Origin of the sequence: Sphingobium aromaticiconvertens, assembly GCF_037154075.1 — a bacterium.
GTDB classification, from domain to species: domain Bacteria; phylum Pseudomonadota; class Alphaproteobacteria; order Sphingomonadales; family Sphingomonadaceae; genus Sphingobium; species Sphingobium aromaticiconvertens.
In genome coordinates this window covers 640,538-665,628 of the sequence record NZ_JBANRJ010000001.1, presented here as the reverse complement: position 1 = coordinate 665,628, position 25,091 = coordinate 640,538, and the positions used below count along the sequence as shown (strand labels likewise).

Sequence of the window (25,091 nt, the reverse complement as noted above, 5' to 3'; positions counted from 1 at the left end):
TCATGGTGGAACGGACCGAGGAACGTCATACCGAGAAGATGAAGAAGAAGCAGGCCGCGCATGACAAGATTCTTGCGGGCAAGACGGTCGAAAAGGGTCTGCTGATCGTCCATACCGGCAAAGGCAAGGGCAAGACCACTGCGGCGCTCGGCATGGTCGTGCGCGCCATCGGCCATGGCAAGAAGGTTGGCGTCGTCCAATTCGTGAAAGGCGCGATGACCACCGGAGAAAAAGTGGTATTCGACGCTTTCCCCGAGCAGGTTGAGTTCAAGCCGATGGGCGAGGGTTTCACCTGGGACACGCAGGACCGCGCCCGCGACATTGCGACCGCGCGCGGGGCATGGGACGAGGTCAAGCGAATGGTCGCCGACCCCGCTTATGGCATGGTGTTGGCCGACGAACTCAATATAGTGCTGCGCTACGACTATCTGCCGCTCGACGAGGTGATCGATGTGCTCAAGGCCAAGCCGGAAATGACCCATGTCATCGTCACCGGTCGCAATGCGCCCGAAGCGCTGATCGAGGCGGCCGATCTCGTCACCGAAATGACGCTCATCAAACATCCCTTCCGTGAACAGGGTGTCAGGGCGCAGGCCGGTATCGAGTTCTGATGCCGGATGACGGGCCATCGAGCGCAGAAGCCACACAGGCAAGCGACCTTGAAAAGCTGCTGGTCTGGCGGCGTGATGTCCGGCATTTCGATACCCGCCCGGTGCCCGAAGACGAAATGGACCGACTGTTCGCCGCCACCAGACTTGCCCCGTCAGTCGGCAACGCGCAGCCGTGGCGCTTCGTCCGCCTCCGCACGCCTGCGCTCCGCACCACGCTTGCCGACCATGTCGATGCCGCCGCGCGACAGGCGGGCGAACGCTATACGCAGGCGGAACAGGCCGCGCTCTACGCCTCGCTAAAACTCCATGGCCTGCGTGAAGCGCCGGAGATCGTGGCGGTCTTTTCCGATGAAAGCCCCCGCGAAGGCCATGGGTTGGGCATCGCCACCATGCCCGAAGCATTGCGTTATTCGACCATCATGGCGATCCATACGCTGTGGCTGACGGCGCAGAGTCGCGGCATCGGCCTTGGCTGGGTGTCGATCCTTGAACCTGACTGGCTCGCAGACTTGCTGGATGCGCCCGCTCAGTGGCATTTCATTGCCCTGCTCTGCATCGGCTATGCAAAGGCGCCGTCAGACATACCCGAACTTGATCGGCGCGGCTGGCAGGCACGGCGGGACTGGCGAGCGCATGTCAGCGAGCGTTAATCCGCTTCGCCCCTGTCCCGGTCCTAGCCTGAGTCTGTTGTATTTGTTGGGACAGGCTGCGCGCTGCCAGCACATAGGCAGGGCCGCCGCAGACGGTCCATGCCTGCGGCACGCGCAGTCGAGGGATGCCATCCAGTATCGGATGATGCAGCATTTCCGTGCCCTGATCGGTGATCCGGTCGGTGGCGCTCTCGACCACCAGATAGTCGGGATTGGCCATAATCATTTCCTCCAGCGACAGTTGGGAAAGCGACGGCTTGCCAAGTTTACCGGCAAGATTGGTGAGGCCGACGCGCCTCATCAGGTCATCCACCAGCGTGCCCGTCCCCGTCATATAGCCGCGACGCTGATAATAGGCCGCGACCGGCTTGCCCGGCAGCCGGGGCAGTGCGGTCAGCTCCCTGTTCATCCGCGCGATCATCGCCTCTCCACGCGGCCCCTGCCCGATCGCCGCCGCCACTTGCCGGATCTGCGCGATGATGTCCCCGTAGTTTTCGGCGGATTTAAGGTCGACCATGCGATAATCACGCCCGTTAAGCGCGGCCATGACGCCGCTACGACGGGCAGGCGCGCCAATGATGAGGTCCGGGTTGATCGCCAATATCTCCTCCGCCGATTGCCCCATGATCGGCAGCCCCCGCGCCCTGGCGGCACCCGCCGACATGGCCGGATCGGTAGCATTATGGGTAAGCCCCGCAATCTGGCCCGGATCGGCCAGCGCGATCAGATATTGGTCGGCGCACAGGTTGAGCGAGACGATCCGCTGGGGTCGCCTGCCTTCACCCGCCTGAGCAACAGCGCCCAGCGACGCGATTGCGGCAAACACCGCTATAATTTTGACGAACGAACGATAAGAGCGATAGGGCATGACGCCGTCATGCATAGCCATACGGTCCCGCGACACAAGCGCGCTGGGGCAAGCGATCGACTAAGAGGATTTTCTTGACGTTCAATCCTGTTCTTGGCCACCTTGTCCCTAGCTGGCGCAGGCCCGCGATGATGCTGGCCCTGCTGGCGCTGATGGTCGTCGTCGCGACAACGTCGATGCTGTTGGGCGCGGTGTCGATCGCTCCGGCACGCGCACTGGCCGCGCTGACGGGGCATGGCGATCCGGTCGCATCGGCGATCCTGATCGACCTGCGACTGCCGCGCACGATCATCGCCCTTGCCGTGGGCGCCATGCTGGGCCTCGCCGGGGCGACGTTGCAGGGCTATCTTCGCAATCCGCTGGCCGAACCATCGGTCCTTGGCGCATCCAACAGCGCCGCGCTGGGGGCCGTTGGCGCCATCTATTTCGGGCTTGCAGAGTTGCACCCGCTACTTCTCCCCCTGATGGCGATTACCGCCGCCCTGATTTCACTCGCGCTGCTTTTCGCTCTGGCCGGTCACTCGGAAAGCCCGCTGACCCTGATCCTCGCCGGCATCGCCGTCGCGACCCTGGCCGGGGCCGGGATCAGCCTGGCCCTCAACCTGTCCCCCAACCCCTTCGCCGCGATGGAGATCATGACCTGGCTGCTGGGTTCGATCGAGAACCGGTCCTTTCAGCATGTCCTGATCGCCCTGCCCTGCATCGCCATCGGCATCGCGCTGCTGTTGTTCGATGGCCATGCGCTTGATGCGCTCACGCTGGGTGAGGATGGCGCGCGGGCGCTGGGCGTCGATTTGCGGATCACGCGGCTACGCCTGCTGCTGGGCGTCGCCATCGGAGTGGGAGGCGCGGTCGCCGTGTCGGGCGCGATCGGTTTCGTCGGCCTGATCGTACCCCATCTGATCCGCCCGCTCACCGACCGCGCGCCATCGTCGATCCTTCTGCCCTCGGCACTGGCGGGCGCATCGCTCCTTGCGCTGGCGGACATAGGCGTGCGCCTGATCCCGTCGACCAACGAACTGAAACTTGGCGTGATGACGGCGTTTCTGGGCGTCCCGGTCTTCCTCTTCCACCTCATGCGGGAGCGGCGGATATGGTGACGATCCAACTGGATTCGGTCAGCGTCAGCCTTGGCCGCCGCCAGGTCGTGCGCGACGTCAGCGCCGCGCTGGAGCCGGGCAGGCTCGTCGGCATTATCGGCCCGAACGGCGCGGGCAAATCCAGCCTGTTGCGCGTGATGCTGGGCCTGATCCCGGCCAGCAGCGGCAATGCTCTGATCGATAGCAAGCCAGTCGCGCAGATGGCCCGCGCCGCCGTGGCGCGCAAGGTCGCCTATCTTCCACAGGGGCAGACGCTGCATTGGCCGCTCAGCGTCGAACGGCTGGTCGCGCTGGGACGACTGCCGCATCTGGCGCCCATGTCGTCGCTGGCGTCAGACGATCTGGCCGCTGTCGATCGGGCGCTCGATCGCGCGGATGTCACCAATCTGCGCTACCGCATTGCCACCGACCTTTCGGGCGGCGAGCGCGCAAGGGCATTGCTGGCCCGCGCGCTGGCGGTCGAAGCGCCCGCTCTGGTCGTGGACGAACCGCTGGCCTCGCTCGATCCGGGCCATCAGATCGATGTTATGGCCCTGTTGCGGCGGCAGGCGGATGCGGGTGCGCTGGTGGTCGCGGTCCTCCATGACCTGACGATGGCCGCGCGCTATTGCGACCGGCTGCTGCTGATGCATGGCGGTTCGCTTGTCGCCGACGGCGCGCCGATGGAGGTACTGACCGCCGAGCGGCTGCGATCGGTCTATGGCATCGACGCCCTCATCGATACATCTGGCGCCGCGCCCATGATCGTCCCGATGGACAGATTGCCCGATTGACAGATTGATTGACGCGCAATGAAGCGCTGAGTAAGCGTCGGCCCGCGACAGGTTCCCCTGAAAATGGGGATGAAAATGGGAACGGGGTTCAAAACCCCGGCTGCCCCTGCAACTGTGAGCGGCGAGCCATCGACCACAGGCCATTGGGATTGTCACAATCCTGAGAAGGCGGTTCGAACAGGTGTTGACCCGCAAGCCAGGAGACCTGCCCGTCGCGGTCGTCTTTCGTGCGGACAGGGGATTCCGGGCGAACGGGGGTAAACCCGACAGGCGACATGTCAGGGCCGCTTATGCGCGGGCCATGTCGTGCGTCGGCATGTCTCGTGAACGTGGCCCGTTGTCATGGGTGCCCGTTTGATGTTGCCGTACATTATTATTTCTCCCTTCCTGCCGACACCAATGCGCGCGTCGAAGGCATGATGAAGTTCAAGCCGGTCGAAGATGGTCCCGCCATCGTTGCGTGCAACACCTGTCGCCATTCGGGCGAGGCACGCGAAAATGACAGCGGGACGCGGGGCGGCGCCCAACTGGTTGCTGCGCTTCGGACGGTCAAGGCGTCGGACCCGCGCTATGACGGCGTTACGGTACAGGAAATGCCATGCCTGTTCGCCTGCACCGAATTTTGCACCGTCCATCTGCGCGCGCCCGCCAAGGTCGGTTATGTGCTGGGCCGCTTCACGCCTGACAAAGAGGCCGCCCGCGCCATTCTCGACTATGCCGTCCATTATGCGGCGAGCGAGCATGGCCGCGTTCCGTTTGCACATTGGCCGCAGGGCGTGAAGGGCCATTTCATCACCCGCACGCCACCCCAGGGCTTTGTGGTCGAGGAATGAGCGGCTTTCCCACAATTGCGGCGTTCGAGGCTGCGCTGATTGACCTCCCCAAAGTAGATGCCACCGCACAGGAGGCCGCACGGGCGCGACAGGCCCAACTCACCAAGCCACTTGGCTCGCTGGGACGGCTAGAGGACATTGCGCTGTTCCTGGCCGGGTGGCAGGACCGCGAGCGTCCCGTGTTGAACAGCATGCGCGCCGCCATCTTTGCGGGCAATCATGGCGTGACGATCCATGGCGTCAGCGCCTTCCCGGCGGACGTCACCGCGCAGATGGTCCGCAATTTCGAAGCGGGCGGCGCCGCGATCAACGCCCTCGCCAAAGCGGTCGATCTTGACCTGAAGATTGTGGCGCTGGACCTTGATCGGCCCACGGCGGACTTCACCTGCCAACCCGCCATGACGGAAGCGGAGTGCCTGACCGCGCTGTCGGCGGGCGCGGATGTCGTGGAACCCGGACTCGACCTGCTGGTCGTGGGCGAAATGGGAATCGGCAATTCGACCGCCGCCGCCGCACTGTGCATGCGGTCCTTCGGTGGATCTGCCGCTGACTGGGTCGGCCCCGGCACCGGTATCGATAGCCAGGGCATCGCGCGAAAAGTGGTCGTGGTGGAACAAGCCATCGCCTTTCATGCCGACGCGCCCATGACGCCGTTTGAAACGCTGCGGCGGCTTGGCGGACGAGAGATTGTCGCCATCGCCGGCGCAATCGTGACAGCACGGCAGCGGCGCATCCCTGTGGTTCTTGATGGATTCATCAGTTGCGCGGCGCTGGCGCCGATCGCTACAGCCTGCCCGGCCATCACCGATCATTGCATCGCGGGGCATCGTTCGGCCGAGCCGGGCCACGGCCGCCTGCTGGATCGGCTGGGCCTTGCGCCCCTGCTCGCACTCGACATGCGGCTGGGTGAGGGCAGCGGCGCGGCAGTCGCCGTCGCGGTGATCCGATCGGCGCTGGCCGCGCATGAAGGCATGGCCACCTTTGCCGAAGCGGGCATTTCCGGAGCGTCATGACCGGATTCCTGCTCCATCTCCTGCGTCACGGCGCGCCTGAAATCACCGGGCGCATGCTGGGGCGGACCGATTGCAGGCCGACGCAGGAAGGCATCGCCGCCTGCGTCGCGCAGGCCAAGGGGCTGGACATCGACATCCATATATCGTCCGACCTCGCCCGTGCGCGACAACCGGGCGAGGCACTGGCAGCGGCATCGGGCCAGCCGCTGATCGTCGATCCGCGCTGGCGCGAACTCGATTTTGGCGACTGGGACGGCATGAGCAGTGCAGAGGTCGACCCGGTGGCGCTGGGGCAGTTCTGGAGCGATCCTGATGGCCGTCCACCACCGGGCGGCGAACGCTGGTCGGCCCTGACCGACAGGGTTAGCGCCGCGATCCATGACCTGACACCACGCCCCACGCTTGTCGTCACCCATGGGGGAGCGATGCGCGCGGCGCTTGCCCTATTGTGCGGGTTCGATGCCCGACAGGTCTGGGCATTCGACTTGCCCTATGCGTCCCTCCTCTCCCTCCACATCTGGCCGGGCGAGACGCTTTCGGCGCAGATAGCAGGATTGCGGTGATGAAGGGTTTCATCCTCGCCCTCCAGTTCCTGACGCGTTTGCCAACGCCGCGCGTCATGGCGGATGAGGCCGCTTTCGCAGCCTCCATACGTTGGTTTCCCGCCGTTGGACTGGTGATTGGCACACTCGTCGCGGGCGCCGCATTTGCCGGTTCCAGATTCGATCCGTGGTTGGGTCCGCTGGCAGCGTTGGGCGTCTGGGTGGCCGTTACGGGCGCGCTACATCTCGATGGGCTGTCGGACCTGGCCGATGCCAGTGGCGCGGCGCATAAGGACAGGGAGCGCCTTCTGGCCGTTCTCGCCGATCCGCATGTCGGTAGTTTTGGGGTAGTCGCTATCGCCCTTCAGTTGATCGCCAAGCTGATCCTGCTGCACAGCGCTGTCGAAGCACAACTATTCTGGCCGCTCATCCTGATCCCCTTTGCCGCCCGGATCGGCCCGCTGGTCTGGACGATCTGGCTGCCGCCACTGCATGAGGGGCTGGCATCGCGTTTTCGGGTGGCTGTCCGTCCTGCCGACATGGCAGTGTGGACTGTCGCGCTCGTCGCTACCGCTTCTGCGTCGCCCTCCATCCTAATGACTGCCCCCCTGATCCTGTGGTGGGGCTGGCAGCTTCGCCGCACCATCGGCGGCATTTCGGGCGATGGTCACGGCGCGGGCATCGAACTGATCGAAACGGCCCTGCTGCTCAGCATGGTTATCCTCTTTCACCTGTGGCCCCGCATATGAACGGCTGGACCTTCCATGGCGGCAGGCTTTCGAAAGCCAAAGCGCATTTCGGCAATGTCGGCGCGCAGTGGCTAGACCTTTCCACCGGCATCAACCCTCATGCCTGGCCGGGCGTATCGAATCTTTCGATCGACTGGCGGTCCCTGCCCGATGTCAAGGCGCTGGAGGCGTTGGAAGCCGCAGCCGCGCATCATTTCGGTGTCGATCCCGCGCATATCTGCGCCGTGCCGGGCACGGAGGTCGGACTGCGGATGCTCGGCGATTGCCTTCCCGGCCCTGCCGCCCATGTCGTGCCGTCCTACCGCACCCATGGCGAGATGGTCATGGGCAGCCGCCCGATCGCCATCACCGATGTGGTGACCATAGCGGGTTCGACACTCATCCTCGCCAATCCCAACAACCCCGATGGCCGGGTTCTAACCGCGTCTGAACTGGCCGGAACATTGCAGCATATTTCGGCCACGGCAGGCTGGCTGGTGATCGACGAAGCCTTTGCCGATGCAACGCCGGACATCAGCCTTGCCAGCCAGATCAGCGACGATCGACCACTCGTCATCTTCCGGTCATTCGGCAAATTCTTCGGTCTTGCAGGCGTTCGTCTGGGCTTCGTTCTGGGACCGCGCACGCTGATCGCACGCTTCCGCGCGAAGCTGGGGAGTTGGCCGCTATCATCAGCGGCGATCGCCATCGGCGCAGCCGCCTATCGCGATGAACGATGGATCGAGGATATGAGGACGCGCTTGCCGATCGATGCCAAGGCGTTGAGCGACATGCTGTTGCGCCACAGCCTCAAGGTCATCGGTGAGTGCCCCCTCTTCGGCCTGATCGAAGTGGATGACGCCGCAACAGTCTTCGAAAGGCTTGCACGCCGCGCCATCCTCACTCGCCCGTTCGATCACAACCCTTCCTGGCTTCGGATCGGCTTGCCCGACAGCGAAGAGGCGCTGGCCCGTCTGGACGACGCGCTCACATATGGCTGATCCCATTGCCCTGACCGCTTTGCTGCTGGATGCCGCCATCGGCTGGCCGCAGGCGCTTTATCGTTGGGTCGGGCATCCGGTCGGGCTGTTCGCACGGATCATCGAGACATGTGAAACGCGGTGGAATAAGCCCGCGCGATCCGACGCATCTCGCCGGGCGCTGGGCATATTGACCGTAGCGATCCTCATCCTCATGGCCGGTGGCCTTGGCCTTTTGCTGCAAGCCCTGCTTGTTCGGCTTCTGGGTCCGTGGAATTGGCTTGGGATAGCCCTGCTCGCCGCCCCGGGGCTAGCCCAGCGCAGCCTTCACGATCATGTCCTGCCTGTCGCCAAGGCGCTCGAAAACAATGATCTCGCCACCGCGCGCATTGCCGTCGGCATGATCGTGGGCCGTGATACCGACAGGTTGGATGACGCCGGGGTAGCGCGCGCCGCGATCGAAAGCCTGTCGGAGAGCTTTTGCGATGGCGTGACGGCGCCCCTGTTCTGGCTCCTCCTGTTGGGTCTGCCGGGCATCTGGATCTACAAGGCGATCAACACCGCCGACAGCCTGATCGGCCATCGCGAGAAACGATGGCGCGCTTTCGGCTGGGCGGCGGCGCGCACCGATGACCTGCTGAACCTCCTTCCCGCACGATTGGCGGGCGTCCTGATCTGTCTGTGCGCTGGCCGGGGTTGGCGAGTGATGGCGCGCGATGCGGGCAAGCATGACTCGCCCAATGCGGGCTGGCCCGAAGCCGCGATGGCAGGCGCGCTGGATGTGCGCCTTGCCGGTCCCATCGCCTATGACGGCGTCCTCTCCCCCAAAGCCTGGATCGGTGACGGATCGCCGCAGGCCGATGCGGCCGATGTCCGTCATGCGCTCACCCTGTATCGTCGTGCTTGCCTTTGCCTCTGGCTGATCGCAGGAGGCGTGGCATGGGCGCTGTGATGCTTCAGGGAACAGGGTCGGATGTCGGCAAGTCGGTGCTGGTTGCGGGTCTTTGTCGCGCGCTCGTCAATCGGGGGCTGCGGGTGCAGCCCTTCAAACCGCAGAATATGTCGAACAATGCGGCGGTAACGATCGACGGCGGCGAGATTGGACGGGCGCAGGCCTTGCAAGCGATCGCCTGCAAGGTTGAAGCGCATAGCGACATGAACCCCGTGCTGCTCAAGCCTCAGGCAGACCGAACCTCCCAGCTCATCGTCCATGGCCAAGTACGCGGCACGCTGGGCGCAGGGAATTTCCGCGAGGCGCGCGGCGCGCTGCTGGGCGCTGTGATGGAAAGCTATGGCCGGCTGCGACAGCGATGCGACATCGTGGTGGTCGAGGGGGCCGGGTCGCCCGCCGAGATCAACCTGCGCGCGGGCGACATTGCCAATATGGGCTTTGCCCGCGCGGCAAATGTGCCCGTCATCCTGATCGGTGACATTGATCGCGGCGGCGTGATCGCCGCGATCGTCGGCACGAAGGCCGTCATCGATCCCGCCGATGCCACGATGATCCGGGGCTTCATCATCAACAAGTTCCGGGGCGATCCCACGCTGTTCGAGGATGGCTATCGCCAGATCGAGACGCTGTCGGGCTGGCAGGGGTTCGGCGTCATACCATGGCTGCCCGCCACCGCCCGCCTTCCGAGCGAAGATGCGGTCGTGCTGGAAAAACCACAGGCGACCGATCATCGCCGAAAGCTGGTCGCCTGCCCGATCCTGCCGCGCATTTCCAATTTCGACGATCTGGACCCGCTCAAGCTGGAGGAGGGACTGGAGGTGCGGATGATCCCGCCCGGCCAGCCGATCCCGGCAGAAGCGGACCTCATCATCCTGCCGGGGTCAAAAGCGACGATCGTCGACCTCAAAGCGCTCAGGGCGCAGGGTTGGGACATCGACATATTGGCCCACCATCGCCGTGGACGCGCAATATTGGGCCTGTGTGGCGGATACCAGATGCTGGGCAAACGGATCGCCGATCCTGACGGGATCGAGGGACCAGCCGGAACGATCGAAGGATTGGGGCTGCTGGATGTCGAAACGACGCTGACCCCCATAAAAGCCCTCCGCGCGGTGAGCGGCATGGCCCTTGGGGCACGTTTCGACGGCTATGAAATGCATATGGGCGAAACCACAGGCCCCGACACTGAAAGGCCGCTTGTTCTTTTCGATGACGGTCGGCGGGATGGCGCGTCCAGCGCGGACGGCATTGTGATGGGCAGCTATGTCCATGGCTTGCTGTCGGACGCAGCGCAGCGACGCGCCCTTCTGGCGCGCTTCGGTGTCGAGGGCAGTGGCCGGGATTATCGCGCGTCGATCGACACGGCTCTTGATGAGATCGCCGCTTCGCTGGAGGAGCATGTGGACGTTGACGCGCTGATTGCTCTGTCGGCGGCGTGCGCGCTGTGATGCCGTCCGGCACGCTGTTCGTCCTTGGCGGCGCACGATCGGGCAAGAGCCGCTATGCGCAGGCCCGCGCCGAAGCGTCCGCCGGGAAACTGATCTTCATCGCAACCGCGCAAGCCTTTGACGCGGAGATGACAGACAGGATCGTGCAGCATCGCGCGGATCGTGGCGAGCGCTGGTCGACGGTGGAGGCACCGCTGGACCTTGCCGGGGCCATCGCCGCCCATGACGCGCCCGATACCCTGTTGCTTGTCGATTGCCTGACGCTCTGGGCCTCCAACCTGATGTTTGATGAGCGAGACATCGCCTATGAAACCGAAAATCTGGGGAGCGCGATCGGGGGAGCGCGCGGCGGGATCATCCTTGTCGCCAATGAAGTCGGGCTGGGCATCGTCCCGGACAATGCGCTGGCACGCCGGTTTCGTGACGTTGCGGGATCGATCAATCAGGCAGTCGCTGCTGCGGCTGACGAGGCGGTCATGATGTTTGCCGGCCTCCCCCTATGGCTGAAAAAATCAGGCTAGGCGGAGAAGATCCCGCAAATCTTCGAGGCTGGGTAAAATGGCGGCCGCCAGCAAATGCGATTCCTGCGTTGGCGGCAGCAGGTCCGGCACCATCACGGTCGCGATCCCGGCGGCTGTGGCTGACCGTATCCCCGCATAGCTGTCCTCCACTGCAACCGCGCTTACCGGGTCGATCCCCAGTCCAGCCGCAGCCAGCAGATAAGGCTCAGGATCGGGCTTGGGACGTTCAACGTCGCTGCGGGTTACGACGATATCGAAATTGGAGAGCAGCCCTGCCCGCTCCAGCCGATTCTGGGCAAAGGGAGCGCGCGTAGAAGTGGCGACGGCCATCGGAATGCCCGCGCGCTTTAGATGCTCCAATAGCGGAACAGCCCCCGGCCGCACCGCTATTCCCGCTTCGTTCGCCGCCTCGAACAAGGCATCGCTATCCAGGAAGAACCGGTCCAGTGGGAAATCCGGTCCGAAATGCGCCGCCACCATGTGCTGCGTCGCTTCCCGATGGATGCCCACCATCTGCAACAGCAAATCCTGCGACACGTCCCATCCCAGCGCCGTCCCGGCCTCTGCCATGGCGCGCAGATGCGCAGCTTCCGTGTCCAGCAAAGTGCCATCCATGTCGAAGATGACCGCCCTGACGGGATCGGGAAACGTGTTCGGGACGACGGGGTATAGGGTTGAAGGCTGATCGACGAACATCGTCTCCCTATGGCCTATCACCCCGGTTTTAGCGATTGCAATGCGCGCGGCCCTGCTTGCGCGCGCAGCACCGTGCCCCGTCAAGCGATCAGATTGACCGCCACGATCATCAAGATGCAGGCCAGGATGGGACGCAATATCGATTCCCGGACGTGCGATGCCAACAGGCTGCCAACGATGATCCCCGGCACGGACCCCAGCAACAGCGATCCCAACAGCGGGAAATTGACGGTTCCCAGCCACCAATGGCCTATCCCCGCGACAAAGGTGAGCGGCACCGCATGGGCAACGTCACTTCCCACGATCCGGACCAGAGCCGTGCGCGGGTAGAGGATGAGGAGGACCGTCGCACCGATCGCCCCGGCGCCCACAGAGGTCACGGTGACGGCAGCACCAATGATAACGCCAAGCCCGATAGTAAGATTCCGCGTCAGGGCGGCGCTGCGATTCTGCCCGTGATTGCGTGACCATGCGAGTATCTGTTCCTTGCCCAGCAGCGCGAGGCCCGTCAGCAGCAGCATGATGCCCAGCGTGACCTTTATCGGGTCTACAATCGCCGCAGAAGGCGGCCCGACGGAGGATAGCAACAGCAGGGACGCGACGGCGGCAGGCATGCTGCCGACGGCCATCCAGCCGACGATGTGCCAGTCGACCGCCTGCTTCCAACCATGCACCATGCTGCCGACGCCCTTGGTCACGCAGGCATAGAGCAGGTCGGTGCCGACCGCGGCTGCCGGATGAAAATTGAACAGCAGGACAAGGATGGGCGTCATCAGGGAACCGCCGCCGACCCCAGTAAGACCCACCAGCGCGCCCACGACGAACCCGGCGAGCGAATAGAGCGGGTTAAAGAACGTCATGATATATTCCGCAAATCAGCGACCGGGGATTCCACACGCTTTCGCCAGACGAAGCGCGAACCATGCAAGCCTTCAAGGCTGGAGAGACGATATGCGGCGTTGCGCGCGACGACGTGAGGCGATTCGGGACGTCAGCCAGCCGCCCACCAGCGGTAGAACCGCCAGCGCCAGACCCAGCCCCATCAACCACCGCACATCCATCATATCATCCGTCCCCCATGTCCGAGCCGCGAAATAGCCCGGCGCGAAGAGAAGGGGAACCCACAGGATGGCAGAACCGACATTGGCAAGCTGAAACAGCCGATGATCCATCCTCAGCACCCCCGCGACCAGCGGGACGGTTGCCCGGACCAGCCCCAGAAAACGGCCAAGAAAAATGGAGGCGAAACCGAATCGCCGGAAAAACAGGCGCGCTCGCGCCACCATCGGGCGATGCTGACGCAGCGGCCAGCGGCGATAGGCGGACGGGCCGATCCTTCGACCCAGACCATAGGATATCCAGTCCCCGGCCATGGCCCCCAGCACCGCCCAGGCGATCACAGGCGCAGGCGCCAATATGCCGCTCCCCATCAGCCCGCCAATCGCGATCATCAGGGCGGTGGCAGGGACGAACAGGCCAATGACGACGAGCGATTCTGCTAGCGTGAGCAGGCCGATGACCGGACCGGCTAGCATTGCATTGGCAGCGATAAAGGCAAGCAGGCGCGCTGCGCTATCGTCCAATGCGGTATTCCATGGCGTTGATCAGGACCATGTCCTTGCCAAAGCCTCCGCCGTCGCGTCGATGGCCCCCGGGTCGGTTTCCCCCGTCAGCGCATAGGATGTATCGCCCCGACGCCAATAGGCGACGGATTGTGCACCTTCGCGCACCGCATCGGGCCGCTCCGGCGCTGAAGTCCGCCCACGCACAGCGTAAAGCGACAGCGGCTCGCCCTGCCCGGTCCTGACTGCGACCAGCAGGGCCGGGCCATCGTTCGACGGGAAAAGCTGGACATCCGTAACGTGCCAAGCGGCGGGGATGACGGGCATGTCGATCCGCGTCTTGGTCAATATCTCCCTTGCGTCAAAGCGCGGGGTTTCGAGCTGGGACGCCATCGCCGCGCGCACCATGGCCGTCCGGTGGGATGCCACCGCATAGCCCACATAATCGGGCGGCCCGTCGATCGACATCGCGAACAGGGCCGCCGCCGCCATCCCGGTGACGGCCATTCCACCGAATGGCGCAGCCCTGCGCCAGAAGGCGCGCGGCGGCGGCTCCGCCAGCCGACTGGCCGCCTCCCGCATCTCCTCCGACGGCGCCTGCGCGTTCCCCATCAGGATTTTCAGCGCGCTCTGGCTGCCAAGGTCGGCCATGACCTGTGCCGCCAGTGCCGGATGCTGCGCCAGATGATTTTCCACCATATATTTACGCGGCAGGTCCAACTGGCCGTCGACATAAGTGTCCAATTCCAATTGCGTGGGCTGGTCATTCATCGTCGCGTCCTCCCACCACTCTCAATGTGCCTTGCACCTTGGCGCCTCCCTCTTCGCGAAAGACCCGCAACGTCGCGCGTGCGCGGCTGAGCCGGGACATGACCGTACCGATGGGCACGCCCAGAATATGAGCGGCATCCTGATAGCTGACGCTTTCGACCGCCACCAGATGCAGCACCTCGCGCTGCTGCGTGGGAAGGGCGGCGAAGGCCCGCGCCACCTCGTTCAGTTGCGCCACCTGCTCCTGCTCAGGCCCCAGCTCCGTCACCAGCGTCTGGGCGAAGCGATCATTGCGTCGCGCCTCGGCCGCCTCACGCCGCTTGCTGGAAACGAAGATGTTGTGAACGATGGCCAGCAACCAGCCGCGCCGCGATCCGTCCGGCCTGAAGCTTGCCCGCTTCTCCATCGCCCGGAGCAACGCGTCCTGCACCACGTCGTCAGCCGCCTGGTCATCGCGCGTCAGCGACCGGGCATAGCGCCGCATCGCGCCAAGATCGCTCAATATGTCCGTGGAGTCGTGATCCAGCATGATGTCTATACGCTTTGGTGCATCATTTTATTCCCAACAAGGGCAGGGGTGCGTCAAATTCGTCGAGGCAGGCGCGATAGCAGGCATGGACGCCGCCCAGAATCTCCTCCCACAGATAGGCTTCCGCAGTAAGGGACGCAGCCCGCCCCAGCGCTGCTCGGGCAGCCTTGTCGCGGATGAGCCGGTCGGCTGTCTTCGCATAAGCCCCCACATCGCGCGGTTCCACCAGCAGGCCGGTCCTGCCATGGTCGATCAGCGCCGATGCGCTCGCCACGTCGGCGGAAACCACCGCCAGACCACTGGCCATCGCTTCCAGATTGACGTTGCCAAAGGCCTCAGTAACGCTGGGGTTGATCAATATGTCCGCGCTCGCCACGGCGCGGCCCAGCGCTTCGCCCTCCAGATGCCCAAGGAAATTCGCATTGTCGAGACGGGCGGCAAAAGCGTTGCGGGCCGGCCCCTCACCAATGATCATTGGACGAACATGATACCCCGACCGCCGTAGAGCAGCGATCGTGTCAATGAAGATATCAAGCCCCTTTTCCAACACCAACCTGCCGAAAAACAGCGGCGCGACATCCTCCGGACCATAGCCAAGCGACTGTCTGTATCCCTCATCCCGCTTTGCCGGATGGAATAAGCGTCGATCGACCCCGCGCCCCCAGATGGAGACTTTGCCCGCACCATGCCTGGCCGCCATCGATGCGGCGATGGGCGCGGTCGGGGCGAGAATATGGCTGCTGTCAGCGTAAAAGCGGTCGAGATAGCGTTCCACCGGTCGCCGCAACGCGGAAAGCCGATAATAATCGAGATATGTCTCGAACCGCGTATGCAGGCTGGTGACGACCGGAATGCCTTTGGCCAACGCATATTTCTGCGCCTGCCGACCCAATAGATCAGGCGCGGAAAGATGGATTAGATCGGGCGCGAAGTCCTGAAGGTCGCGCTTCGCCGCGCGCGTCAGGCCAAGGGCGATGCGATATTCCGGCCGTCCCGGAATCCCGACGGAACGCACCGGCCTTATGTTGCCGACCGATGCAAAGGCCGGTCGGGCAGCGACCGGCGTATAAACCCTGACCGATGCACCGGCCCGATCGATCAGATGGCCGACCAGCCGGTTCAGCGCCTGATTGGCGCCATCCCGCACACAGTCATAATTGCCGGAAAACAGAGCGATCCGAAGCGGGCGACGGTCCAGCGATGGACTGACGGGATTTTCATTGTCCGCCCGCAATATCGACGGTTCGTAGGACCAGGACAGTATTTTCTTGAGCGCAGTCATGCCCCGTTTACGCGCGCCGACGCCCGCTTATTCCATAGTCGCTCCAATCAGGCGCGCATCGTGCCTGTATCCATGAACCGCTGATGCCAGGACAGGGCCTCGGCAGGGAGCGAGGGCGCGTGGCGGCCATAGGCCCCGGCCATCGCCCGATCGAAATAGTCGCGCAAGACGTCGCGATACGCCGGATGGGCACAGTTTTCGATCACCAGTGCGGCACGCTTGCGCGGGCTGAGGCCGCGCATATCCGCAAGCCCCTGCTCAGTCACCAGCACCGCCACATCCTGCATGATATGGTCGACATGCGCCACCTGCGGCACGATCGCGGAAATCGCTCCGCCCTTCGCGGTCGAAGGCGTCATGAAGATCGAGATATAGGCGTTGCGCGCAAAATCCCCCGATCCACCGATACCGTTCTGGACACGCGACCCCATCACGCAGGTCGAATTGACGTTGCCGTAAATGTCGGCCTCAATCAGCCCGTTCATGGCGATGCAGCCCAGTCGCCGGATAAGTTCGGGATGATTGCTGATCTCCTGCGGACGCAGGATCAGCCGATCGCGATAGCGCGCCATCTCCGCATTGATCCGCAGCGCAGCGTCCGGGCTGAGCGAGAAGGCGGTGGCCGACGCAACCCGCAACCGCCCGGAATCCAGCAGGTCAAGCATGCCGTCCTGAATCACCTCGGTATAGGCGGTCATGTCATGGAACGGTCCATCGGCTAGGCCCGCCAGCACGGCGTTGGCGATATTGCCCACACCCGACTGAATCGGCAACAACGACGCAGGCAGCCGCCCCTTGCCGACTTCATGCTCAAGGAAGTCCAGCAGATGCGCGGCGATGCCCCGCGCGGTTTCATCGGGCGGCGTGAAAGGCAGGTTGCGGTCCGGCGCATCCGTCTCGACGATTGCGATGATCCTGTCCAGGTCGCAGCGGAAGGTCGGCTGACCGATCCGGTCATCGGGCCGAACAAGGGGGATAGGCACGCGATGGGGCGGCAGGGCCGTGCCGTAATAAATGTCGTGCATCCCCTCCAGCGCCGGATTCTGCCAGCGGTTGACCTCCAGGATCACGCCCTGCGCATGGTCGAGCCATGTCTTGTTGTTGCCGACCGAGGAAGAAGGCACCAGCGAGCCGTCCGCGGTGATCCCCGTCACCTCGATCACCGCGACGTCGAGCGGTCCCAGAAAACCCTGCCACGCCATCGGCGCGACCTGGCTGAGATGCATGTCGAGATAGTCCATCTCGCCCCGATTGATCCGTTCCCGCGCGATCGGATCGGAATTATAGGGAAGGCGCAGCTCGATGCCATCGGCCTTGGCCAGCGCACCGTCCAGTTCCGGCCCGGTCGAGGCGCCCGTCCAGATCTTGACGCGCATCGGGCGCCCGGCGGCATGTTCCGCCTCGATCCGCTTGCCAAGCGCGGTCGGCACGGCCTTGGGATAGCCCGACCCTGTAAAGCCGCTCATCCCCACGGTCATGCCATGCGTAATCAACGCAGCCGCCTCTTCGGCGGACGTCACGCGCCTGTGCAGGCGATGATCTGCGATACGGGTCGACATCGTCGGTCATCCCTTCCCGGAAATTGCCGCAGGTCGTGCCTGCGACTTCATTTCCCGATGTTTGAACAGTGCGTAGTCAAAGACAATATCGAAAATATCTGCATCACCTGTGCTATATTCGTTCAGATGAATGACCTTGTCCGCGCCCTTCGCTTGTTCGTCCGTCTGGCGGAACAACCCAGCTTCTCCGCTGTCGCGCGCCATGTCGGGCAAAGCCACACCACCGTGGCGCGATCCATCGGCGAGCTGGAAGCGCATTTCGGCGTCCTTCTGTTCCAGCGATCGACCCGTCGGCTGGCGCTGACGCGCGATGGCGAACGGCTGCTTGCCCATGCCACGACCATCATCGAACAGGTCGATCAGGCGGAGGCTGAACTGGCGGGCACGGTCGCGGCGCGCGGTCTGGTCCGCGTCGGGATCACGACGGCGCTCGGCCTCCATTATGCCGAACGTCTGGGCGAGTTGAGAGCGGCGCATCCCCATCTGTCGATCGACTTCATCATTGCCGACTGGCGCAATGATGCCGCCGACCCCGGCCTCGACCTACGAGTACGGATCGACGAGGCCGAAGGAGAAGGCCTGCGCAAACTGGGCGACACACCGCGCCTGCTGGTGGCGGCGCCCCGCTATCTCGCGGTGCGGGGCGTACCGCAGACGGCGAGCGAGCTGACCGATCATGACTGCATCACTTACGGCTATGAGGCCCGCCCCACGCCATGGGAAATCGGCGACCAGCGCCTGCATGTCACAGGCTATCTGCGGACCAACAGTAGCGAAGCGGCCATGCGCGCCGTGCGCGGCGGGCTGGGGATCGGGCTATTGCCGCAGATACAGGTCGGCGAGGATATTGCTCGCGGCCTGCTCGTCCCGCTGCTCCCCGATATCGCCGTTCCCCCGGTTCCCGTATCGGTGGCGCATCCCTTCATCGGCATGAGGATGCCCGTGCGTGTCCAGGTGGTGCTGGAGTTTCTGGCCAGCGCCTTTCCAGATGCGGACAGGATGGCACAATCAGCTCGTCCTCTCGCCTGAAAGCCTCATTTGTCCGTGACGGGCACGCTGATCTCCACGGACGAGCCGGGCGCATCGCGCAACCTGACGAACAGCTTGCCATTGCGTGGCCGGGGCACATCAATGGCCGTGCCGGTGAACCCTTGCGGAACCGCTGCCGATTGTTGGAACGCCGCGTCGCTGGCGACAGAATCGATGAGGAAGAGACTCGTGCCCGTCAAACGGCAGGGCACATCCCCCGTCGGACAGGTCACGCCTTGTATCTGGGGAAGCCGCACCAGCGTTCCCAGCGGTTGCCAATTCCCCTGAACACCCTTCTGGACAAGGCGAAAGACCAGCGGACCAGCGGTCGAAGGACCAAGTTTCGCAAGCTCGAATGTCGCAATCGCGACCTGCGGGCTTTCCAGCCTGAACCCGCTGCCATCGGCAAGCCTGATCGCCGCGGACTGATCCTCGGTCGCGATTTCGAGGCTGTCGGCGCTGGTCAGACGCGTCCCGTCGATCGCGCGCACCGAAAGGGCTATCCCGGCATCATCCGGCAGCATCTTGGCATCGGTCAGCCGGACCGGGATCGCCGCTTTGCCCGCCGCCCGGTCGAGCGACATTGACAGAAGTTCAAGCGCGGGGCGCGCGGGCAATATCCTGACCGGCAGGGTGACCGTCCGTCCATCCTTCAACGCCAGCCGGGCATTGCCCCCCTGCCCCTTGGCAAAGGCCCGCGCTTGCGCTCCGTCCACAGCGATGACTTGCAACTTATCGACATCTCCGTCACGACGCAGTTCGCCGGGCTGGAACATCGCCCCTGCAAGATCGATGCTCGCCACCTGATCCAGCCTGCGACCCGTCAGCACGGCCTTGTCATCCCCGGCATAGAGCGTCAGGCCATCGATACGGCTCGTCTCGCCATAGGCCTGCACCGTCAGGCTGGTCGGCTCCTTGATCCCATATTGCTTGATCTTCAACGTCAGCTTGCCGGGGGAGGCTTTGGCCAGCGGAAGCGTGACGGCAATGCTATCCTCATCCGTCACCGCCCATGTTGCCGATTGATCCGGCGCGGACGCCTGCTGGACGACGATGCTTTCGACACAGGCGGCGGCGGCCCCATCGATCGAAAGCAGATTGTCCCGTCCGACGATCAGCCCTTGAGCATCGCCCGCCATTTGCCACGCTTTCTCCCCGGAAAATTGCAGCGTGACACCCGGCCCGTTAAAGGCGCTAAAACCCCAGTTGCCAGCAATTGCACCAGCGATGGACCTGTCGAAATCCGCGGGCTGCAATGCCTTGCTCAGTACATATCCGCCTTTGTCGGCCCGCGCCGTCAGCGGAACGCTGACATCCTTGCCGCTCCGGTCCTTGACCTTCAGCATCATGTCGCGGGCATAGCCGGTGGAATAGATAAGCGGCGCGCCCTCCATCGGGATCACAAAGTCAGGGCGGCTCACACAGATGGGCGCGTTGCCCTTGGCACGCAGGGGCGGCGGCGTTCCCGCCTCGATCGCAGGCAGGCCTGCGACCAGCACCGACTTGGGCTTGGCAAAGGACGGCGCCGTGTTGAGGATCAAAGACAGGCTGTCGCCCTGTGGCACGCCAAGGGCGGGCAGATATTGAAATTCAGGATTGTTGAACGCGCCGAAAATGCGCGCCACATCGCGAACCACGCCGATATAGGCGCTATAATAGCCCAAGCCCGCTTCGCGTGTGGCACTGATTTGAAAGGCAAGGTCGGCGGGCGCACCGGTCAGCGTATCGGTCAGCGAACTGCTATGCACATCGGTCAGCACCAGCGTATCGCGATTTTCGATCAGGCACGCCGCCTGCAATTCCACCACCTTGTCGAGGCAATCGGCATTCAGCTTGATCGCCAGACTGGTGGACAGGGTTGGCGCAACGGTCCGCAGATATTCAGGATGGGTATTTTCCTGCGCCTGAATGCCCGCCATGAACGCATTGAGCCGCGACCGGTCGAGCGACGCCTGATTAAGATCCTGCGTCACGCGCACGAACTCGCCCGGCTTGCCCCGCACGGCATCGGCGATCGTGCCGAAGTCGCCGCCCGTTTCCGGCACCATGAACAGCACGATCTGCCGCGCGCCCTTCGGCACGGTCAGATGCAGGCTCCTGTCCTTGTCCTTCTTTTTCCAGGTTTTTGCGCTGTCGATCCAGTCCTTGGGCGGGGGATTGGTGGCCCCGTGCAGGAAGGCGGAAACCAGCAGATAATTTTGCGACTGATCGGCCGGCAGGTCCGCGCTGATGTCCAGCACATCGCCGGCGGCAAGGTTGGGCACCTGCCCGACAGGCAGCGTCACCCCATCACGCGTCACGCGGACCTTCAACATGGGTCCGGCCAGATCAAAGGGCGCGGGATCGGCGGCGCGGACCGTCGACAACAACAGGGGAGCCACCGCAAGGCAGGCTGCCGCGCCACGCAACAGCCTGCCCATATTCCTATCAGTACATTTCATGCGTCTATGGTGCAGGGTCATCCCCGGACGTCAAGCCCCGCAACCGGGCAAAGACGCCGGAGCGCCCGTCCCCATGGCCAGACAGGATCAATATCTGGTGCGGATCGTGGCGAACACCGTCCGGCCCGTCTCCGGGAAGCCATCGGTCAATGTATAATAGTCATCGAACAGGTTGCGTGCGCCAAGCCCGACCTCGACCCCATCGGTGATCGCATAATCCGCCCGGATGCCCACATTCACATAGGCGCCGGTGCGGTAATAAAGCTGGGGCTGGGTCGCGGGCGTCGCCGTGAACAGCGTCCAGCGGTTCGACGCCAGGTCGACGCTGGGCACGATATGCAGCCGCTCGGCCGGCGCCCAGTCCAGATAGGCAAAGCCCTTGTGCGTCGGTACGCCGGTCGGGCGGAAACGCGCATTGGACGGGTCGGTCAGGTCGCGCTTGATCCCGGTATAGTTCATGCCAACGTCCAGCCCCGGCATCAGCGTGGCCGACACCGACAGTTCGACACCGTAATAGTCGCCCTTGCCGACATTGCGGCTCTGGCTGAGATTGGTGAGCGCGCAGCCCGGCGTGGCCGTCGCGGGTGGCTTGTTGGAGGCCGTGCAAGGATAGGCAGGCGTCGGCACGCTGAAGATCGCATTCTCCACCCAGCTATAGAAGACCGCGCCCTCCACCCGCAATGCGCCATTGGTCCATGCGCCGCCGATCTCGGCGTTGGTCGCCCGCTCCGCCTTCAAGTCCGGATTGGGGATGGCAGTGTTGAAACGCTGACTGAACCGCTCGAATATGGTCGGAAAGCGCGCCCGCGACGACAGGCTGGCATGAAGCTGCACCGCTTCGCTGGCCCGCCAGTCGAACCGCCCCTGCGCATTCCACGCATCGCTGTCACGGCGCGGATAGTTGTAGATGACAGCGGGCGTGCCCGACGTGCCAAGCGGCGAGCCATATTCCTCCGCCCGCTTCAGGTCTCGCCAATCGAAACTGCCGCCCAGCGTGAAGGTGAGATCGGGGGTCAGCTTCAGCTCATTTTCGATCGCCGCCGAATAGGTATTTTCGGTCTGCGTCTGCCGTGGTTCCGTCGTCGGCGCGCCAGCGGTCGAAAAGCTGGTCTGGAACTCCACATGCTTGTCATGGCGATAGTGGAAGGCCAGACGCAGCGTGTCGGCCTCGCTTGGCCGGAAATCCAGTTGCGCCGATCCGCCCCACGCCTTGTCCTCATAGGGGCTGTCAAAAGCGAAGGGGCGGCTCTGCGTCGTCAGCGTCCGGTCGTTGAACGAGCGCAACATACTGTCGAACTGATTATAATAGGCCCGCGTCTTAAGCGTCGCGCGGTCGCCCAGCGCGGTGGTCGATAGGAAATAAACGCTGCTGATGTCCCAGGACGGCCAGTCCCAGAAGCGCGGCGTCGTCACTATATCACTGATGTGCAGCGGCGCACCCTTCGACCCTTCCTGATGGGTATAGCTCAATGCATATTCGTCGGTCGCGTTCGGGGTGAAGCCGACCTTCGCGTTTACGCGCCAATCCTGTGTGCGCGAAAAGTCACGTGTGCCGCCATCCTCCAGCGCGGGATTGCGCGGGGTGAAGTCGTTGGGCAAGTCCCAATGATCGGTGACATTGCGGGCATAGCTGGCCTGCGCATACCATGTATCCTGCTTGGTCCCGATCAGGGCGGAGGTTGAATAGCCCGCATAATCGGTGTCATTGTCGACATTGACCGCGCCGCGTATCTCGACATCCAGCGCCTTGGTCGGCTTGCGGGTGACGAGGTTGATCGCGCCCCCCATCGCGCCCGGCCCGTCGAGGACGGAAGCATAACCCTTCGCCACCTGAATCTCGCCGATGTCGGAGGTCAGGAAGCGGCCATAATCCAGCCGATTGTCGGCGGGCAAATAAACGCGGATGCCGTCGATCGACAGCGGAACCTGAAACCGGTCGAAGCCGCGCACGAAGACCAACCGTTCGTTGCGCGTGCCGCCGCTGTTGCCTGAGGACACGCCGGGCATCAGGTTGATCGCGTCATCCAGCGAACTGCGGCTGAAGGTGTAGATCGCCTCCGACGACAGCGTGCTACTGTCGATGGCGATGCCCTCCGTGCGCGGCGCGGTGACGATGATCTGTCCCAGCGAAAAGCGATCGCCCCGATCCTGCCCCTCGACATCCGGGGCCGTGTCGGTCTGCGCCAAGGCGGTGGTGCCCATCGCGCTGGACACCAGCAGCGCAGAGAGAAGGACAGATCGCATATATTTTTCCCCTTTCATGGTCGTTCGATCCACTATATCACGTCGTATATAGAGTTTGATCCGGGAAGGAACCCCATGCGCCGCCTGCTTTTTTCCGTATCGATACCGCTGTCCCTGATCGCTCTGCCGGCGCCGGTTTCCGCACAGGAGATGGGTGTTCCGGCCCCCTGTGCCGCCCCCGCCGATCTGCCGGAGGCTCTGGCTGGCTGGCGAAACCCGGCACCCGCGACAGCAGGCAACGTGCAGGCAAAAGCGGTCGCGCTGCCCCCCGGCAAGGCCGTCATCCTTGCGCTGCTGCCGACGCCGAAAGTCACTTACCCTCTCCGTCCCGAAAAGCCCGGCGGCTCGGTCAGCTTCGGTGGTCTTGCCAGCTTCACCGTGGCGCAGACAGGCACATGGCGCGTCGCGCTGGGGTCTGGCGCTTGGGTCGATGTGGTGAAGAATGGCAAGGCGATGACGTCGATCGCACATGGCCATGGTCCCGACTGTTCGGGCATCCGCAAGATGGTCGACTACAGCCTGACGCCGGGCCGCTATGTGCTTCAGGTCGCGGCCAATGGCACAGACAGCCTGCCGCTGCTGGTGACGCGCCTGCAGTGAATCGCCTGTTGCGGATGGCCTGCGTGCTGGCCGGGGCGATGTTGCTGGTTGCGGCTAGCAGGGATTTGCACTGGCGTTTGGCTAATGGCGTGGAGTCGCCGCCAGTCCCCACCGACAACCCGATGAGCGACGCCAAGGTCGAACTGGGCCGTCGCCTCTTCTACGATGCCGACCTGTCGGCCAACGGCACGCTGGCCTGCGCCGGGTGCCATGAGCAGAAGCGCGGCTTTGCCGATGGTAACGCGACCCGCCCCGGCGTGCATGGCGATCCGGGCCGACGCAACGTCCCCGGCCTCGCCAATGTGGGCTGGATGGCGCATCTCACATGGGCAGATCCACGGAACGACACGCTTGAATCGCAGGCGCTGGTGCCCCTGCTCGGCGAACGCCCGGTGGAGATGGGCATGAAGGGACTGGAGGCCGAACTCCCGCGCAGACTGAGCGCCGATGCCTGTTATGCCATTATGTTCAAGCGGGCTTTCCCCGAACAGGACGGTCGGATCGATACCCGTACCGTCGCCGCCGCACTGGCCGCGTTCCAACGCACGATGATCGCGCTCGACACGCCATGGGATCGTTTTCAGGCGGGCGCGACAGAGGCACTATCGCCCGCCGCCCGTCAAGGCTCGACGCTGTTCGCCTCCTCCGGCTGCGCACAATGCCATAGTGGTCGGGATCTAAGCGATGGCGCTTTTCATCGGCTCGGCCCGATCGATGCCCGCGATCCGGGGCTGGCGGAGGCCACCGGCGATCAGGCCGATGCCGGTCGCTTCCGCACCGCACCACTGCGCAATGTCGCCATCACCGGTCCCTGGCTCCACGACGGATCGGCCAAGACGCTGGGCGACGCCATTGCCCGCCATCCCGCGTCGCCCCCGGCCTCGGCGATACCGACGCTGATAGCCTTTCTAGAGGCGCTGACCGATCAGGGCTTTCTAACCAACCCACGCTTTGCCATGCCCGACCGCGCCTGCGGCAAGCCCCTTTAGGTAAGCGGCAGCGGCGTGTCGCGCACGCCCTCAATCAGCACAGAGCCGATTGCCAGTTCCGCAACCTCCCCTTCCAGCGCCCGATAGGCGCGCAGGACGGCCCGGCCATGCTCTGTCACCCTCGCGCCCCGCTCCTTGCCGCCGCCTGCCAGCGTGTCGACCAGCGGCTCACTCCAGCACCGTCGCATCGCATCGACCAGCAGCCATGCCCGACGATAACTCATCCCCAGCGCGCGTCCGGCACCCGATATGGACCCTTCACGATCAATCGCTTCCAGCAGGTCGGCCTTGCCGGGACCAAAGGCAATCTCGTCCCCGCACAATAGCTGCATCTTCACCTTGAGATTGCCGACGCGCATGATTGCCTACC

27 protein-coding genes and 1 riboswitch are annotated in these 25,091 nt (G+C 64.0%); of the genes, 15 read left to right on the top strand and 12 right to left on the bottom strand.

The window, feature by feature from the left end:
* The first annotated feature begins 2 nt into the window (after positions 1 to 2).
* Positions 3 to 611 carry a cob(I)yrinic acid a,c-diamide adenosyltransferase gene (gene cobO / locus WFR25_RS03395; RefSeq protein ID WP_336968523.1) on the top strand — a complete coding sequence of 203 codons (609 nt, stop codon included), beginning with the start codon at positions 3 to 5 and terminating at the stop codon, positions 609 to 611.
* On the top strand, positions 611 to 1,261 hold the full coding sequence (gene bluB, locus WFR25_RS03390; RefSeq protein WP_336968520.1) for a 5,6-dimethylbenzimidazole synthase: 651 nt from the start codon (positions 611 to 613) through the stop codon (positions 1,259 to 1,261). Before cobO ends, bluB begins: the two co-directional genes overlap by 1 nt.
* On the opposite strand, the gene WFR25_RS03385 is transcribed toward bluB, so the two are convergent.
* A complete protein-coding gene (locus WFR25_RS03385) occupies positions 1,248 to 2,129 on the bottom strand; it encodes an ABC transporter substrate-binding protein (protein WP_336968518.1) in 882 nt (293 codons plus the stop codon). The genes bluB and WFR25_RS03385 overlap by 14 nt on opposite strands.
* 128 nt (positions 2,130 to 2,257) lie before the next feature.
* Between WFR25_RS03385 and WFR25_RS03380 the strand changes: the two genes are divergently transcribed.
* The 10 genes from WFR25_RS03380 to cobU all read left to right on the top strand — a co-directional run bounded on the left by WFR25_RS03380 (position 2,258) and on the right by cobU (position 11,019).
* The gene (locus WFR25_RS03380) at positions 2,258 to 3,229 is read left to right on the top strand and encodes a FecCD family ABC transporter permease (RefSeq protein WP_336974643.1); all 972 of its coding nucleotides are present in this window, start codon (positions 2,258 to 2,260) and stop codon (positions 3,227 to 3,229) included.
* Positions 3,223 to 4,002, top strand: coding sequence for an ABC transporter ATP-binding protein (locus WFR25_RS03375; protein WP_336968516.1), 780 nt, complete (start codon positions 3,223 to 3,225; stop codon positions 4,000 to 4,002). Before WFR25_RS03380 ends, WFR25_RS03375 begins: the two co-directional genes overlap by 7 nt.
* Before the next feature lie 32 nt (positions 4,003 to 4,034).
* Positions 4,035 to 4,229, top strand: a riboswitch (cobalamin riboswitch).
* Between the two features lie 189 nt (positions 4,230 to 4,418).
* Positions 4,419 to 4,835: a DUF1636 domain-containing protein gene (locus tag WFR25_RS03370; RefSeq protein WP_419723190.1), complete on the top strand. Its 417-nt coding sequence runs from the start codon at positions 4,419 to 4,421 to the stop codon at positions 4,833 to 4,835.
* Positions 4,832 to 5,848, top strand: coding sequence for a nicotinate-nucleotide--dimethylbenzimidazole phosphoribosyltransferase (cobT, locus tag WFR25_RS03365; protein WP_336968514.1), 1,017 nt, complete (start codon positions 4,832 to 4,834; stop codon positions 5,846 to 5,848). Before WFR25_RS03370 ends, cobT begins: the two co-directional genes overlap by 4 nt.
* Positions 5,845 to 6,411: a histidine phosphatase family protein gene (locus tag WFR25_RS03360; RefSeq protein ID WP_336968513.1), complete on the top strand. Its 567-nt coding sequence runs from the start codon at positions 5,845 to 5,847 to the stop codon at positions 6,409 to 6,411. The genes cobT and WFR25_RS03360 overlap by 4 nt, the downstream gene beginning before the upstream one ends.
* Positions 6,411 to 7,139, top strand: coding sequence for an adenosylcobinamide-GDP ribazoletransferase (locus WFR25_RS03355; RefSeq protein ID WP_336968512.1), 729 nt, complete (start codon positions 6,411 to 6,413; stop codon positions 7,137 to 7,139). The genes WFR25_RS03360 and WFR25_RS03355 overlap by 1 nt, the downstream gene beginning before the upstream one ends.
* Positions 7,136 to 8,119 (top strand): threonine-phosphate decarboxylase, encoded by a 984-nt coding sequence (locus WFR25_RS03350; RefSeq protein WP_336968510.1) that lies wholly within the window; start codon positions 7,136 to 7,138, stop codon positions 8,117 to 8,119. The genes WFR25_RS03355 and WFR25_RS03350 overlap by 4 nt, the downstream gene beginning before the upstream one ends.
* A complete protein-coding gene (gene cbiB, locus WFR25_RS03345) occupies positions 8,112 to 9,050 on the top strand; it encodes an adenosylcobinamide-phosphate synthase CbiB (RefSeq protein ID WP_336968509.1) in 939 nt (312 codons plus the stop codon). Before WFR25_RS03350 ends, cbiB begins: the two co-directional genes overlap by 8 nt.
* Positions 9,038 to 10,498 (top strand): cobyric acid synthase, encoded by a 1,461-nt coding sequence (locus tag WFR25_RS03340; protein WP_336968506.1) that lies wholly within the window; start codon positions 9,038 to 9,040, stop codon positions 10,496 to 10,498. Before cbiB ends, WFR25_RS03340 begins: the two co-directional genes overlap by 13 nt.
* Positions 10,498 to 11,019: a bifunctional adenosylcobinamide kinase/adenosylcobinamide-phosphate guanylyltransferase gene (cobU, locus tag WFR25_RS03335; protein ID WP_336974640.1), complete on the top strand. Its 522-nt coding sequence runs from the start codon at positions 10,498 to 10,500 to the stop codon at positions 11,017 to 11,019. Before WFR25_RS03340 ends, cobU begins: the two co-directional genes overlap by 1 nt.
* On the opposite strand, the gene WFR25_RS03330 is transcribed toward cobU, so the two are convergent.
* The 8 genes from WFR25_RS03330 to WFR25_RS03295 all read right to left on the bottom strand — a co-directional run bounded on the left by WFR25_RS03330 (position 11,011) and on the right by WFR25_RS03295 (position 17,676).
* Positions 11,011 to 11,715, bottom strand: a complete 705-nt coding sequence (locus WFR25_RS03330; RefSeq protein WP_336968504.1) for an HAD family hydrolase — start codon at positions 11,713 to 11,715, stop codon at positions 11,011 to 11,013. The genes cobU and WFR25_RS03330 overlap by 9 nt on opposite strands.
* An 80-nt stretch (positions 11,716 to 11,795) precedes the next feature.
* A complete protein-coding gene (locus WFR25_RS03325; protein WP_336968502.1) occupies positions 11,796 to 12,575 on the bottom strand; it encodes a sulfite exporter TauE/SafE family protein in 780 nt (259 codons plus the stop codon).
* A gap of 72 nt (positions 12,576 to 12,647) precedes the next feature.
* A complete protein-coding gene (locus WFR25_RS03320) occupies positions 12,648 to 13,298 on the bottom strand; it encodes a DedA family protein (protein WP_336968500.1) in 651 nt (216 codons plus the stop codon).
* Between the two features lie 21 nt (positions 13,299 to 13,319).
* Positions 13,320 to 14,048, bottom strand: coding sequence for an anti-sigma factor family protein (locus WFR25_RS03315; RefSeq protein ID WP_336968498.1), 729 nt, complete (start codon positions 14,046 to 14,048; stop codon positions 13,320 to 13,322).
* Positions 14,041 to 14,577, bottom strand: a complete 537-nt coding sequence (locus tag WFR25_RS03310; protein WP_336968497.1) for a sigma-70 family RNA polymerase sigma factor — start codon at positions 14,575 to 14,577, stop codon at positions 14,041 to 14,043. Before WFR25_RS03310 ends, WFR25_RS03315 begins: the two co-directional genes overlap by 8 nt.
* A gap of 22 nt (positions 14,578 to 14,599) precedes the next feature.
* The gene (locus WFR25_RS03305) at positions 14,600 to 15,859 is read right to left on the bottom strand and encodes a glycosyltransferase family 4 protein (protein ID WP_336968496.1); all 1,260 of its coding nucleotides are present in this window, start codon (positions 15,857 to 15,859) and stop codon (positions 14,600 to 14,602) included.
* Positions 15,860 to 15,906: 47 nt separating this feature from the next.
* Entirely contained in the window at positions 15,907 to 17,418 is a 1,512-nt protein-coding gene (locus WFR25_RS03300; protein ID WP_336968493.1) for an acetyl-CoA hydrolase/transferase family protein, read from the bottom strand.
* 6 nt (positions 17,419 to 17,424) lie between these two features.
* The gene (locus WFR25_RS03295; RefSeq protein WP_336975047.1) at positions 17,425 to 17,676 is read right to left on the bottom strand and encodes a hypothetical protein; all 252 of its coding nucleotides are present in this window, start codon (positions 17,674 to 17,676) and stop codon (positions 17,425 to 17,427) included.
* Between WFR25_RS03295 and WFR25_RS03290 the strand changes: the two genes are divergently transcribed.
* Positions 17,572 to 18,447 carry a LysR family transcriptional regulator gene (locus WFR25_RS03290; protein WP_336974639.1) on the top strand — a complete coding sequence of 292 codons (876 nt, stop codon included), beginning with the start codon at positions 17,572 to 17,574 and terminating at the stop codon, positions 18,445 to 18,447. The two genes, WFR25_RS03295 and WFR25_RS03290, sit on opposite strands and share 105 nt — an antisense overlap.
* Before the next feature lie 5 nt (positions 18,448 to 18,452).
* On the opposite strand, the gene WFR25_RS03285 is transcribed toward WFR25_RS03290, so the two are convergent.
* Both WFR25_RS03285 and WFR25_RS03280 read right to left on the bottom strand, forming a co-directional pair.
* Positions 18,453 to 20,867, bottom strand: a complete 2,415-nt coding sequence (locus tag WFR25_RS03285; protein WP_336968491.1) for a hypothetical protein — start codon at positions 20,865 to 20,867, stop codon at positions 18,453 to 18,455.
* A 108-nt stretch (positions 20,868 to 20,975) separates the two neighbouring features.
* The gene (locus WFR25_RS03280; protein WP_336968488.1) at positions 20,976 to 23,132 is read right to left on the bottom strand and encodes a TonB-dependent receptor plug domain-containing protein; all 2,157 of its coding nucleotides are present in this window, start codon (positions 23,130 to 23,132) and stop codon (positions 20,976 to 20,978) included.
* Positions 23,133 to 23,207: 75 nt separating this feature from the next.
* Between WFR25_RS03280 and WFR25_RS03275 the strand changes: the two genes are divergently transcribed.
* Positions 23,208 to 23,732, top strand: a complete 525-nt coding sequence (locus WFR25_RS03275) for a hypothetical protein (RefSeq protein ID WP_336968486.1) — start codon at positions 23,208 to 23,210, stop codon at positions 23,730 to 23,732.
* Complete coding sequence (locus WFR25_RS03270) at positions 23,729 to 24,721, top strand: cytochrome-c peroxidase (protein ID WP_336968485.1); 993 nt, start codon at positions 23,729 to 23,731, stop codon at positions 24,719 to 24,721. The genes WFR25_RS03275 and WFR25_RS03270 overlap by 4 nt, the downstream gene beginning before the upstream one ends.
* Here the strand turns inward: WFR25_RS03270 and WFR25_RS03265 are convergent.
* Entirely contained in the window at positions 24,718 to 25,080 is a 363-nt protein-coding gene (locus WFR25_RS03265; protein WP_336968483.1) for a winged helix-turn-helix domain-containing protein, read from the bottom strand. The genes WFR25_RS03270 and WFR25_RS03265 overlap by 4 nt on opposite strands.
* Between the last annotated feature and the right edge of the window lie 11 nt (positions 25,081 to 25,091).

What these genes read in the sequence shown, in the direction of transcription:
- cobO (WP_336968523.1), top strand. Translation starts at nt 3, where the DNA reads ATGGTGGAACGGACCGAGGAACGTCATACCGAGAAGATGAAGAAGAAG.
- bluB (WP_336968520.1), top strand. Translation starts at nt 611, where the DNA reads ATGCCGGATGACGGGCCATCGAGCGCAGAAGCCACACAGGCAAGCGAC.
- WFR25_RS03385 (WP_336968518.1), bottom strand. Translation starts at nt 2,129, where the DNA reads ATGCCCTATCGCTCTTATCGTTCGTTCGTCAAAATTATAGCGGTGTTT.
- WFR25_RS03380 (WP_336974643.1), top strand. Translation starts at nt 2,258, where the DNA reads ATGATGCTGGCCCTGCTGGCGCTGATGGTCGTCGTCGCGACAACGTCG.
- WFR25_RS03375 (WP_336968516.1), top strand. Translation starts at nt 3,223, where the DNA reads ATGGTGACGATCCAACTGGATTCGGTCAGCGTCAGCCTTGGCCGCCGC.
- WFR25_RS03370 (WP_419723190.1), top strand. Translation starts at nt 4,419, where the DNA reads ATGATGAAGTTCAAGCCGGTCGAAGATGGTCCCGCCATCGTTGCGTGC.
- cobT (WP_336968514.1), top strand. Translation starts at nt 4,832, where the DNA reads ATGAGCGGCTTTCCCACAATTGCGGCGTTCGAGGCTGCGCTGATTGAC.
- WFR25_RS03360 (WP_336968513.1), top strand. Translation starts at nt 5,845, where the DNA reads ATGACCGGATTCCTGCTCCATCTCCTGCGTCACGGCGCGCCTGAAATC.
- WFR25_RS03355 (WP_336968512.1), top strand. Translation starts at nt 6,411, where the DNA reads ATGAAGGGTTTCATCCTCGCCCTCCAGTTCCTGACGCGTTTGCCAACG.
- WFR25_RS03350 (WP_336968510.1), top strand. Translation starts at nt 7,136, where the DNA reads ATGAACGGCTGGACCTTCCATGGCGGCAGGCTTTCGAAAGCCAAAGCG.
- cbiB (WP_336968509.1), top strand. Translation starts at nt 8,112, where the DNA reads ATGGCTGATCCCATTGCCCTGACCGCTTTGCTGCTGGATGCCGCCATC.
- WFR25_RS03340 (WP_336968506.1), top strand. Translation starts at nt 9,038, where the DNA reads ATGGGCGCTGTGATGCTTCAGGGAACAGGGTCGGATGTCGGCAAGTCG.
- cobU (WP_336974640.1), top strand. Translation starts at nt 10,498, where the DNA reads ATGCCGTCCGGCACGCTGTTCGTCCTTGGCGGCGCACGATCGGGCAAG.
- WFR25_RS03330 (WP_336968504.1), bottom strand. Translation starts at nt 11,715, where the DNA reads ATGTTCGTCGATCAGCCTTCAACCCTATACCCCGTCGTCCCGAACACG.
- WFR25_RS03325 (WP_336968502.1), bottom strand. Translation starts at nt 12,575, where the DNA reads ATGACGTTCTTTAACCCGCTCTATTCGCTCGCCGGGTTCGTCGTGGGC.
- WFR25_RS03315 (WP_336968498.1), bottom strand. Translation starts at nt 14,048, where the DNA reads ATGAATGACCAGCCCACGCAATTGGAATTGGACACTTATGTCGACGGC.
- WFR25_RS03310 (WP_336968497.1), bottom strand. Translation starts at nt 14,577, where the DNA reads ATGCTGGATCACGACTCCACGGACATATTGAGCGATCTTGGCGCGATG.
- WFR25_RS03305 (WP_336968496.1), bottom strand. Translation starts at nt 15,859, where the DNA reads ATGACTGCGCTCAAGAAAATACTGTCCTGGTCCTACGAACCGTCGATA.
- WFR25_RS03300 (WP_336968493.1), bottom strand. Translation starts at nt 17,418, where the DNA reads ATGTCGACCCGTATCGCAGATCATCGCCTGCACAGGCGCGTGACGTCC.
- WFR25_RS03295 (WP_336975047.1), bottom strand. Translation starts at nt 17,676, where the DNA reads ATGCGCTTCCAGCTCGCCGATGGATCGCGCCACGGTGGTGTGGCTTTG.
- WFR25_RS03285 (WP_336968491.1), bottom strand. Translation starts at nt 20,867, where the DNA reads ATGGGCAGGCTGTTGCGTGGCGCGGCAGCCTGCCTTGCGGTGGCTCCC.
- WFR25_RS03280 (WP_336968488.1), bottom strand. Translation starts at nt 23,132, where the DNA reads ATGCGATCTGTCCTTCTCTCTGCGCTGCTGGTGTCCAGCGCGATGGGC.
- WFR25_RS03275 (WP_336968486.1), top strand. Translation starts at nt 23,208, where the DNA reads ATGCGCCGCCTGCTTTTTTCCGTATCGATACCGCTGTCCCTGATCGCT.
- WFR25_RS03265 (WP_336968483.1), bottom strand. Translation starts at nt 25,080, where the DNA reads ATGCGCGTCGGCAATCTCAAGGTGAAGATGCAGCTATTGTGCGGGGAC.